Origin of the sequence: Bradyrhizobium sp. SZCCHNPS1003 (assembly GCF_032381555.1) — a bacterium.
In the GTDB taxonomy this organism is placed as follows: Bacteria; Pseudomonadota; Alphaproteobacteria; order Rhizobiales; family Xanthobacteraceae; genus Bradyrhizobium.
The window spans coordinates 328,059-339,179 of sequence record NZ_JAUHIU010000008.1 but is presented as its reverse complement, the minus strand read 5'-3'; the positions used below and the strand labels follow the sequence as shown (position 1 = coordinate 339,179).

Annotated in this window: 5 protein-coding genes and 1 pseudogene; 5 read left to right on the top strand and 1 reads right to left on the bottom strand. The window is 62.3% G+C overall.

What is annotated here, in order from left to right:
• The 5 genes and pseudogenes from QX126_RS15785 to QX126_RS15765 form a co-directional block, all read left to right on the top strand.
• Nucleotides 1–1,491 (top strand): thioester reductase domain-containing protein (locus tag QX126_RS15785; protein WP_315782101.1); only part of this gene is annotated, 1,491 nt, incomplete at its 5' end.
• Between the two features lie 16 nt (nucleotides 1,492–1,507).
• Nucleotides 1,508–2,929: a glycosyltransferase gene (locus QX126_RS15780; RefSeq protein WP_315782099.1), complete on the top strand. Its 1,422-nt coding sequence runs from the start codon at nucleotides 1,508–1,510 to the stop codon at nucleotides 2,927–2,929.
• A 168-nt stretch (nucleotides 2,930–3,097) separates the two neighbouring features.
• On the top strand, nucleotides 3,098–4,309 hold the full coding sequence (locus QX126_RS15775; RefSeq protein ID WP_315782097.1) for an efflux RND transporter periplasmic adaptor subunit: 1,212 nt from the start codon (nucleotides 3,098–3,100) through the stop codon (nucleotides 4,307–4,309).
• Between the two features lies 1 nt (nucleotide 4,310).
• Nucleotides 4,311–7,439 carry an efflux RND transporter permease subunit gene (locus tag QX126_RS15770; protein WP_315782123.1) on the top strand — a complete coding sequence of 1,043 codons (3,129 nt, stop codon included), beginning with the start codon at nucleotides 4,311–4,313 and terminating at the stop codon, nucleotides 7,437–7,439.
• A gap of 7 nt (nucleotides 7,440–7,446) precedes the next feature.
• Nucleotides 7,447–8,151, top strand: a pseudogene (locus QX126_RS15765) (DUF932 domain-containing protein); the annotation flags it as partial.
• Between the two features lie 2,092 nt (nucleotides 8,152–10,243).
• Here QX126_RS15765 and QX126_RS15755 read toward each other — a convergent pair.
• Nucleotides 10,244–10,822, bottom strand: coding sequence for a DUF4399 domain-containing protein (locus tag QX126_RS15755; protein WP_315782095.1), 579 nt, complete (start codon nucleotides 10,820–10,822; stop codon nucleotides 10,244–10,246).
• Between the last annotated feature and the right edge of the window lie 299 nt (nucleotides 10,823–11,121).

Sequence of the window (11,121 nt, the reverse complement as noted above, 5' to 3'; positions counted from 1 at the left end):
GATCGCAACGCTTTGCCTGCTCCCGACCACCAGCCCGTGACCGAATACACCCCGCCGCGGACACCACGCGAAGAGAAACTCTGCGCTCTGTTTGCCGAGACCCTCGGGCTTGAGCGCGTCGGGATCCATGACAACTTCTTCGATCTCGGCGGCCATTCGCTGCTCGCCATCCGTCTTGGCCGCCGCATCCGCGACGAGATCCAGCCGGACTTCCCGATCACGGCGGTCTATGCGACGCCCATCGTCCGGGACCTCGCAGCGCAGCTCGATCTCGACGGACCTTCGGAGGGGCCGCTGGACTTGTCCCGCGACATTCTCCTGCCGACGCACATCAGGCTGATCGGCGGGCGCGCGCCGCAGAAGCCCAAACGCATTTTCCTGACGGGCGCCACCGGCTTCGTCGGCAGTCATCTTCTCTCCACGCTGATCCAGGAGACGGACGCGCAAATCGCCTGCCACGTTCGCGCCCCAGATCGGCAATCGGCCGAAGCCCGTTTGCGGCAGGCGCTCGATAAGCGAAAGCTTTCGGCGTGTTGGGACGAGGATCGTATCGAGGTTCTGACCGGAAATCTCGGACATCCGGCTCTCGGACTCGATGAGAGGGGTGTCCGCATTGTGCGAGACGAGTGCGAAGCGATCTATCATTGCGGCGCGAGCGTCGAATTCCTCCATCACTATGCTGCGATAAAACCCGCCAATGTGGACAGCGTCCTCACGCTGCTCGATTGGACCGTGAGTGGACGACCAAAGCGGCTGCACTACGTTTCCACCCTTGCGGTGATCGACAAATATCAGTCTGGGCCGGTGTCGGAGCAGACTGATCTGACCTCGTGGCAGGGTCTCGCGAGCGGCTATAGCCAAAGCAAGTGGGTCGGCGACACGCTCGTCCGGCAGGCGCAGCTTCGCGGCCTGCCGCTGTCGATCTACCGCCTCAGCAGCGTCACTGGTGATCGCGCGAACGGAATCTGCAACGAAACGGATCTGATCTGGCGCCTTGTCCGGCTCTATGCGGAACTTGGCGCGATTCCCGACCTGGACCTGATGTTGAACATGACGCCGGCCGATGACGTCGCGCGAGCGATCGTCCGGCTCGCGGGCAGGGAAGCGTCCTGGGGAAGCGTCTATCATCTCATGAACCGTGAGCCAATTGATGTGCGGGAGGTCCCACGGATCTTTCGCCGGCTCGGCCTTCGGCTCGACCTCGTGCCGCTCGATCAATGGATCGACATTGGACGACGGCGGCTTGCCGAAACACAGGACGATGATCTCGCAGCCGTCCTGTCGATCGTGTCAAAGGAGGACACGTCGCGATCGCACCCGGAAATTACCTCGGACTTCACGCAGGAACACTTGGCTGCGGTGGGCGCGGCGATCGCTCCGGTCAGCGCGGCCCTTCTCGAACGCTATTTTGTCAATCTGCGGCTCGCAGGAACTGTGTCCGATGCGGTTGCCAGAAACGGCGAAATGAACAGCGATCGGTTGGTGGGTTAGGATAGGAGAGCACAACATGGCGCGGTTTCTCATCGCGGTCACCGCGCTACCCGGTCACGTATTTCCCTTGTTGGCCGTTGCCCAACTCCTCGTTGGTCGCGGCCACGAGGTCGTCGTATATAGCGGGAGCCTGTTCAGAGAGCGAGTGGAGGCGACCGGCGCGCGCTTCGTCGCGTTTCGCCCGGAAATCGACGTCGATTATCGGAAGCTCGACGAGCGCTTTCCCGAACGCCGCAAGATTGCACCTGGCCCCGCTCAGCTCTGCTTCGGATTGAAGCACATCTTTGCGGATGCAATGCCGCATCAGGCCGCCGGGATACGCGACTTGCGCCGCGACTTTCCTTTCGATGCGATCATCACCGATACGATGTTCTGCGGGACCTTTCCGCTCGTGCTCGGGCCGCCGGAAAAAAGAGCCCCGATCGTCGCGCTCGGGATCACCGCTCTCGCCTTGTCGAGCGCGGACACCGCATTCTTCGGCACCGCGCTCCCGCCATCCATCACGCCAGCCGATCGCGCGCGCAATGCTGCAATGAACAGCCACCTGCAACAAGCGATCTTCGGCTCGGTGCAGCAATACTTCAACGATGTCCTGGTGAAGAACGGGGCGCGCCCTCTGCCGGCATTTCTGTTCGATAGCATGATCACGCTGCCGGATCTGTATTTGCAGCTTACGGCCAAGGAGTTCGAATATTCGCGTGGCAAGATGCCAGACAGCATCCGCTTCGTCGGACCGCTGCTGCCACCGCCATCGATCGGCTTCCACCCGCCGCCTTGGTGGGACGACGTCGACAAAGCGGGTCCGATCGTACTCGTCACGCAAGGCACTCTCGCAAACGGCGATCTTGGGCAGCTTGTCGGACCAACTCTGACGGCCCTGGCGAACGAGGAACTGACGGTGATCGCATGCACCGGCGGCCCACCAGTCGAATCGATCCCGGTGGTGTTGCAGCCCAATGCGAAGGCGGTGACATTCCTGCCGTTCGACCGCCTGCTCCCGAAGGTGAGCGTCATGGTGACCAATGGCGGTTATGGCGCCGTCAATCACGCGCTCAGTCTCGGTGTGCCGTTGGTGGTTGCCGGGGATAGTGAGGAAAAACCGGAAATCGCTGCGCGGGTCGCATGGGCAGGCGCCGGCATCAATCTTGGAACCGGCCGGCCATCCGCCTCGCAGATTCGCGAGGCGGTCCGCGCCGTGCTCACCAAGCCGCAATACCGACGCGGTGCGCAAGCGTTACGCACCGCGTTCGTCCGCCACAACGCTCGTGACGAGATTGCGGAACTGGTCGAACGGCTTGCGGCGGGCGGATCGTCGGCCAGCTCTCAGGGAAATCCGCGTCACAGGTTCGACCCTGTCGGTACTCCTGCGGAGGCCGCCAGCCGCCGGACGATCGACGTCGACGCTGGTTTGATACGCGGGACGTTGGGAACGGTTTGATCCGTCCTGATCCTCGAACGGCGTACGCCATACTCATTCGAAAAGCGGTCGATCGCGGATGCTGACGCCGGCCGTCGGATTCACATCATGCCGGCTTCGCGGTCGGATCCAAAGGAAGGTAGTCGGGTGAAAAGGCCGGTGTTAAGGTTCGCTTGGATCGCCCTCCTAGTGCTCGCCGTCACGGTCTGCGTCTACATCTTCGCTGTGATCGGCGCGGGGCGCCAGCAGGCCGAAGCGGTCGCAACGCAAATCTCCGATCCGCGACGGGACGCAGCCGAGCGCCCGGGGGCCGCACCGATCGCCACGACGCTCGCCCGAGCCGTACGGCATTCGATCACCGAGACACTCGCGGTGACCGGATCCCTCGTGGCCCGAGAGGAGGATGTTGTCGGTGCGGAAGTCGACGGGTTACGTATCGTCGAGATGCTGGCCGACGTCGGCGATCGCGTCGAAGAAGGGCAGGTGCTCGCTCGCCTCGACAGCACGATGCTCCGGACACAGCTCGCGCAAAACACCGCGATGATCGCGATAACCCAAGCGTCGGTCGCGCAGATGAACGCGTCGTTGACGGAGATGCAAGCCAACGAAGCGGAAGCGGCGGAGACGTTGAAACGCACGCAAACCTTGAACGCGACCGGCGCGATATCTCCAGCGCACCTCCTGACGCGTGAGACCCAGGCCAAGGTCGCCGCGGCAAAGTCCGCTGCCGCTGCGGAGAATTTGCGCATGGCCGAAGCCCAGGAAGCGTTTGCGGAGGCGCAGCGTGGCGAGATCGAGCTGAAAATCGCGCGAACCGAACTGAAGGCGCCGTCTGCGGGGATTATCTCGCACCGCGCCGCCCGCCTGGGCGCGGTGGCCGGCACGGGGGGCGAACCTCTATTCCGGCTCGTCCGCAACGGTCAAATCGAATTCGATGCCGAGGTTCCGGAAACGGTGCTTCCACAGATCGAGCCAAGCCAAGACGTCGAGGTTTGGCTGCCCGGCGTCAGCGAGGCCGTCATCGGCCATGTGCGGCTGGTCGATCCCACTGTAGACAAATCGAGCCGTCTCGGCCGCGTCGCGGTCGCGCTCCCGCCGCATACGGCCATGAGGGCCGGTGTTTTTGCCCGCGGCAGCATTACAATCGGCAAGCGACAAGCCATCACTGTGCCGTTGTCCGCCGTGAGCTTCAGCAAGAATGGCACCTATGTTCAGCTTGCGACCAACGATGTCGTCGAAATCCGCAATGTCCAGACCGGCCTCAAACGCGGCACCCGTGTCGAAATTGTCGACGGGCTGATCGAAGGTCAGGAGGTCGTCGTTCGAGCCGCCGCTTTTGTCAGGCCAGGCGAACGGATCTTGCCGGTCCGCAGCGATGCTGGACCAGGGCGGGCAGATTGATATGGCCCTCAACATCTCCGCCTGGTCGATTCGTAAGCCTATTCCGTCATTGGTGTTGTTTGGCGTCCTGATCGTGCTCGGCGCGGTCAGCCTGAAGACCCTGCCGATAACGCAGATGCCCAACATCGACATCCCCATCGTGACCGTCACGATCGCCCAGACCGGCGCTGCGCCGAGTGAGCTGGAAACGCAGGTCACGAAGAACGTAGAGAATGCGGCGACCGGGGTCGTCGGGGTCAAGCACGTCACGTCGAGCATCTCTGACGGGGTCTCCGTGACGACCATCGAGTTTCAACTGGGGACGCCGGCGGACCGTGCGGTCAACGACGTCCGCAATGCGATGGCTAACATCCGGTCGGAGTTGCCGCAGAGCATCGAGGAACCCTCGATACAGCGGGTGGAGGTCGAAGGGATGGCAATCGTTACCTATGCCGTGTCGATTCCCTCTTGGACGACCGAGCAGGTGTCCTGGTTCGTCGATGACGTCATCACGGGGGCGCTTCAGGGCGTTCGGGGCGTCGCGCAGGTCAAGCGTGCGGGCGGCGCCGATCGTGAAATCCGGGTATCGCTGCTGCCCGACCGGCTGATCGCACTTGGCATCACCGCGGCGGACGTGAACGAGCAACTGCGAGCGACCAATGTCGATCTCACCGGCGGGCGCGGTGAAGTGGGGTCGGGAGAGCAAACCATACGGATGCTCGCGGGGGCCGCGACGATCGACGGACTGACCAATAGCGCGATCGTGCTGCCGGGCGGTCGAAGGGCTGCGTTGAAGGAGATTGCCACGGTCACCGATGGCGCAGCCGAAGCACGCAGCTTTGCTCGCCTCAATGGGAGTCCGGTGGTCGCCTTCGGTGTCTTTCGTGCAAAGGGCTTCTCCGACGTGGCCGTCGCGGAGGCGGTCGCGAAGAAGTTGCAGGCGCTCACCAACGAGCATCCCGACCTGTCCGTGTCCGAGATCGACAGCACGGTGCGCTATACCAAGTCCGATTATAGAGCCACCATGCAGACGTTGGCCGAAGGCGCAATCCTCGCGGTCATCGTCGTATTGATTTTTCTGCGCGACCTTCGAGCGACGGCGATTTCCGTGCTCGCGATACCACTGTCAATACTTCCGACCTTCTGGGCGATGGACCTCATCGGGTTTTCGCTGAACGCCGTTAGTCTGCTTGCGATCACGCTGGTCACCGGCATCCTGGTCGATGATGCGATCGTCGAGATCGAGAACATCGTCCGGCACATCCGGATGGGCAAATCACCCTATCGCGCCGCGCTCCAGGCGGCCGACGAGATCGGGCTCGCGGTCGTCGCGACGACCATGACCATCGTCGCCATGTTCGTGCCGGTCAGCTTCATGGGCGGCATCGCCGGTCAATACTTCAAGCAGTTCGGCCTCACGGTCGCAATTGCAGTGGCGTTTTCTCTGCTGGTCGCAAGGCTGATAACGCCGCTACTGGCGGCATATTTCCTTCGCGACCGTCAGCACCATGCCGAAGGGCACGGAGTGATCATGCGGCACTATCTTCGCATGCTCGAATGGTCGCTTCGCCACCGCTTCGTCACGGTCGCGCTTGCGGCGCTGGTCTTCCTGGGCTCGCTAATGGTCGCAGGATCCTTACCGCTTGGCTTTCTGCCGACCAATGACCTGTCGCGTTCGGTTCTCCAGATCGAGCTGCCACCGGGCTCGACGATCGCGGATACCGCGGCCGCCGCGGACCGCATCACGGCCCTGCTCGCGAAACGGCCAGAAGTCAGGAGCGTCTATGTCACCGGCGGCGCCGCCGGCGCCAACGGGCTGAGCGTCACCGCCGGTGACGTCCGCAAGGCCACCATCATCGTCGAGCTCGTTGCGCGCAGGAACCGGTCGCACGACCAGAAGGCATTCGAGCACGACATGCGCGCGACGCTCAGCGCGATCGCGGACATACGTTACAGCTTCGGCAATGGCGGCGGCGGACGCGAGTTCACGCTGATCCTTTCCGGACCCGATGGCGCCGCAGTTGAGCAGGCGGCGCTCGCGGTGGAGCGGGACGTCCGGCAGAACGTCTCCGTTCTCGCGAATGTCGTCTCGACTGTGGCTCTTGCCCGGCCGGAGATTCGCATCTTGCCAAGGCTGGAGGAGGCTGCCGATCTTGGAATCTCCGGGACGCAGATCGCCGAAGTTGCACGGATTGCGATGATCGGAGATACATCCGCAAATCTGGCGAAGTTCTCGGCCATCGACCGGCAAGTACCGATCCGCGTGCAACTCGACGAGCGGGCGCGGGGCGATCTATCGACCCTCGATATGCTGCGAATCAGGGCCAAGAACGGCACCGTACCGTTGGCCACGGTCGCCGACGTCGGCTTCGGCGAGGGGCCGACGACCATCGAACGCTATGACAGCAGGCGTCGCGTCGCGATCCAGGCCGATCTCGTCGGAAACACCCCGCTCGGCGAGGCGATCGAGCAGGTTATGGCGCTGCCCTCGGCGCGAAACTTGCCAGCCGGTGTGACGATCGCAAGGTTCGGCGATTCAGAGATCATGGAAGAAGTTTTTTCGAGTTTTTCGCTCGCGATCGCTGCAGGCGTACTCATGGTGCTCTCCGTCCTCGTTCTTCTCTTCGCCGACGCGATGCATCCGATCACCATTATCTTCTCCATGCCGCTTTCGATCGGCGGAGCGTTCCTTGCGCTGCTTCTGACCGGCAATGCCATCAACCTCTCGGCCATTATCGGCTTCCTCATGCTGATGGGAATCGTAACGAAGAACGCGATCCTGCTGGTGGACTTCGCAATCACCGAGGTGGCGAGCGGTGTGGAGCGCACGAAGGCGTTGATCGAAGCCGGCCGCAAGCGCGCTCAGCCCGTGATCATGACCACAGCGGCTATGACCGCAGGCATGGTCCCTTCTGCATTGGGAGTCGGCGAAGGCGGCGCATTCCGTTCCCCCATGGCGGTCGCATTGATTGGCGGGCTGCTCGCCTCGACCTTTCTCAGCCTCGTATTCGTGCCGGCCGCCTTTACGATCATGGACGACGTCGGCCGGATTTTAAGCAGAAAGCTTTCGCGCTTTGTCGGGCCGAAGGATGAAATGAAGCTCGACGAGAGTGACCCGGCCTCACCACGCAGATCGTCTGCACGGCATTGATCGGCTTGAACTCGTTGCCGCCGTTGTGCAGATCGCCGGCAATGGCACCGGTGACACACGATGGAAAGTGACCGGCGTGCTGGACTGGTCGAGCATGAGCCATAATCCCTTCGTGGACGTGACCAAGGATACGACCACGCTCTATGCCAGTGATCGCGACGTGTTCCTGTTTCTGGTCGACGACACCAATCCAATCGAGGCGGGACGGCTGCCGGACGGCTCGCCCGATGTCTATTTCCGGGGCTTCTACTGTTGGAACAGTGAGGTCGGGAGCAAGACGCTCGGCATAGCGAGCTTCTCTCTGCGCGCCGTCTGCATGAACCGCAATCTCTGGGGCGTGGAGAACTTTGAGCAGATCACCATCCGGCATTCGAAGTTCGCCGCGCAGCGGTTTGCGCATGAAGCTGCACCGGCATTGACGAGTTTTGCCAATTCCTCGCCCGCGCCGTTTGTCGCTGGTATTGCAGCCGCACGGCAGCGGATCGTTGCTCGCACGGATGAGGACCGGGAGAGCTTTCTGCGCAAGAATGGCTTTTCCAATGCCGAGACATCGAAGGTCATTGAAGCCGTTCTTGGCGAGGAGAACCGCAAGCCGGAGAGCATCTTCGACTTCGTGCAGGGCATCACCGTCGTGGCCCGAAGCAAGGCGCATCAGGACGGAAGACTCGAGCTCGAAAGCAAGGCCAGGCGCCTGATGGAGCGTGCCGCCTGAGCAGGCGGACGAACGATTCGTCCGACGTTTCTGGATCGCGCTGGTTTGCCAATTTCGCGAGATCATGGGCTTAGTGCGCATCCTGCACGGAACGATATCGCCAACGACGTCGGCATGCAGTGGCGAGCTTGGTGCTGACGTCTGGCCGAAAATCGACTGACAACCGACATCTGATTTGCCGTGGGTGGGCAGAAAGTCAGGCGGCGTGCGTCAGTTGCCACGCGTTGGAAGCGGCTTCATCCTTGGCCCCGCGGCGCCGAATCGTCTTGGTCCAATTTATCAGGCTGACGATTCCCAGGATCGATCGGCCGCTGCGAGCCGCGATCGGTCTGCAACGGGACTGCCGAGATAGTCTCATTGCTATACGGGGGTAGGGATATGCTCGCCCGATCGTAATGCAAAGAGCCTCCACGAACTTCGCACTCGGAAGGCAGTTTGTTGGCAGCGCAACTGTAGCCATATCGACTTGCCGACCGCAGGACTTAAGCGATTTGTCCGCTGAGATCTGGCTGATCCACAAGCCACGGAAGAGGACGAGAAGCCAAGCCAAGGATCAAGGAAGGAAGGGAAGGGAAGGGAGATTTCACACCCTATGCACCCCTGGTGCAGGTCTGAAGCAAGATGATAGTCGCAATTGAACGATATCACCGCCAACCGATGATGGTGCGCTCTCGCCACGGAAATCGATCTGCCTGCTAACTCTTTGCGGCTCGACCGTAAGCCTCTTAGCAATGATCTGACAGAAATCTTTGCCGAAAGATCAGATGAGAAGAGGGCAGGGTCTGATGGCAAGATAAAAGCGGCTCGCCTGTTGATCAGCAAGCCATTGACACGGCTAGCGTTCAACCGTGCCGTTCGGTCGAGCTGAGTGCCGCAATCGAGCTTTTTGTCAGCAAAGTGAAAGGCGATTTCGGCACTGATCGTAGTCTAGCGAACTCCGGCGAAAAACTCGGTGGAGCTACGCAACGAGTGCAGGATCTGCGACTCGGAGTGCGGGTTGACCGATCAATCGTGTTGCGCCGTCGTATCTCGGAGCCTTGGCCGATGCGTTCCGCCGCCGCGGCCGGAATGAAATCTTGGTCGTTTCCTTCGGGGGATCACTCGGGTCAGACGGTGCTACTGCTGCCGACCTCGGCCTCCTGTGCGGGCCTATCGATCTCAGCTCCTTATCGCTCCAGCCAAGAGCCAGGGGCATGATACCAGACCCGTTCGGAATCTTGCGGACGATGGGTTCCCGCGGTGGAGTGCCCGGATCGGGACATTCACCGTGTTCGCGCTCTCGAGTGCGCTCTTCAGCCGGCGGCTGGCGTCCTCATCGCGGCCATTTTTGCAGGGGTAGATGCTGACCCCACCGGTGGACGAGGCGTCGAAAGAAGTGCCGCGGCGGACCACGCGCAGCAGGAAGCCGGACCAATCCTCGGTGGTCAGCGGGAGGAGCAGCCGGCCGTTCTCGGCGAGGCCATCGAGCCATCGCGCCGTGGTATGCGTGCAGCCCGCGAACACGATCACGAAGCGCGTGCGACGTCTGCGCAACTGGCCCCGTGGAATCCCGGGCGGCGACATCGGCGACGACATGGTCGACGAGCGTGTCGGCGCGTCCCCGCGTCTGCAGGGCGAGGTCGGCGCGGCTAACGAGCATTCGCGGGGGTGTGCCGGCTGCCGGGGAGGGCGGCGAGGATCCCTTTCGCTTTGCGCAGGGACCAATGCGCTGAGCAGCGGCTCGGAAGAGGTCACCGGGAGCTCGAGCCGGACTACATGTTCGGCAGGATGGGCGTTGACGCCAAGGTCGGTGGTGCCAGCAATCCCAGGCTGGACCGTTACGGCTCTGGTGTTCATTCCATTCGCGGCTGGTTATTTCCTGTCGTACCTGTTCCGGACGATCAATGGCGTGGTCTCCCAGCGCCTCGCCTCCGAGCTTGGACCGATGCTGATGATCGCTCTTGGCGCTCGCCGAGGCGAAGCAAGCCACGCGTCTGGAGGTCGTATCAATAGAGCCGAGCCGGACAAATGCAGCGCTGCGGTTGGAGGCTTCGGCACGTCGCGATGAACTGATGTGCCGGCCGAACCGGCTCCATGGGGGAGCGGCGGAGGTTCATTTCGCACCCGACAGGAAGCTCTTGATGAAATCGACGGCTCCCGCCGATTTTGCCGGATCGGGCGGCGGCGCTTCGGCGGCCGACGGTTGCGCCGCCTGACGCGCGGTGTGCGCGTGAAGATGCCGCGTCCGCCGGTGGGCGTGAGTGGCGCTCCGCCCGTGCCTCTGCGAAGCACTGCTCACGGTGATCGTGATCTTCTTCGATACCAGCGGCGGATCGAAGTTGAAGTGCATGTCGTCGCCCAGGACGAGCTGCAGGGTATGCTTGCCGGGGGGCAGCTCGATCAGAGCCTCGGTCTCGCCCGCGCCGTAGTGCAGGTGCTTTCTGTCCTGCGGAATCGGCTCGCCCGGGCTGATCGGCTCATCGGCGTCGATCAGGAGGTGATGATGGCCGGTATTGGCAAAGGCGTCACCGGCATGGGTCACGCCCATGTTGCGAAGTCCGAAGCGGCACCAGAACGCGCTCTTCACGGTGTCGCCGTCGGTTGGCGTGATGAAATACAGGTAGGCGTCCTTCGGCGTCGTTTTCGCCTGCGCCCATGCGAAAGGCGGCAACAGCGCCAGCGTGCAGGCCAACACGGTGGACCCGAGCGTCGCGACTGGGGCGAGACGACGTCGTCGCCAGGGCGTCAGATCCAATAGCGGCGCGCGACGCGTAGATTTCTCACTCCACATAAATCCCCAACTCATAAACAACGACGATCATCGATCGCAAATATCGAACGGTGTAGCCGGTCCATGAATGGGGCGTAGCGCGGCAAATTTGAGGTTTCGATCGGTCTCGTCCTACGATTCCCGATAAGAATTTGAATAAAGAGGCTCGGCAGAACAGGCGATCCTGCGGATCTGCGACGCTGGTGTTCGCTGTGGTGCGA

Excerpts from the sequence above, each read along its gene's own strand:
- QX126_RS15780 (WP_315782099.1), top strand. The coding sequence starts at position 1,508 with ATGGCGCGGTTTCTCATCGCGGTCACCGCGCTACCCGGTCACGTATTT.
- QX126_RS15770 (WP_315782123.1), top strand. The coding sequence starts at position 4,311 with ATGGCCCTCAACATCTCCGCCTGGTCGATTCGTAAGCCTATTCCGTCA.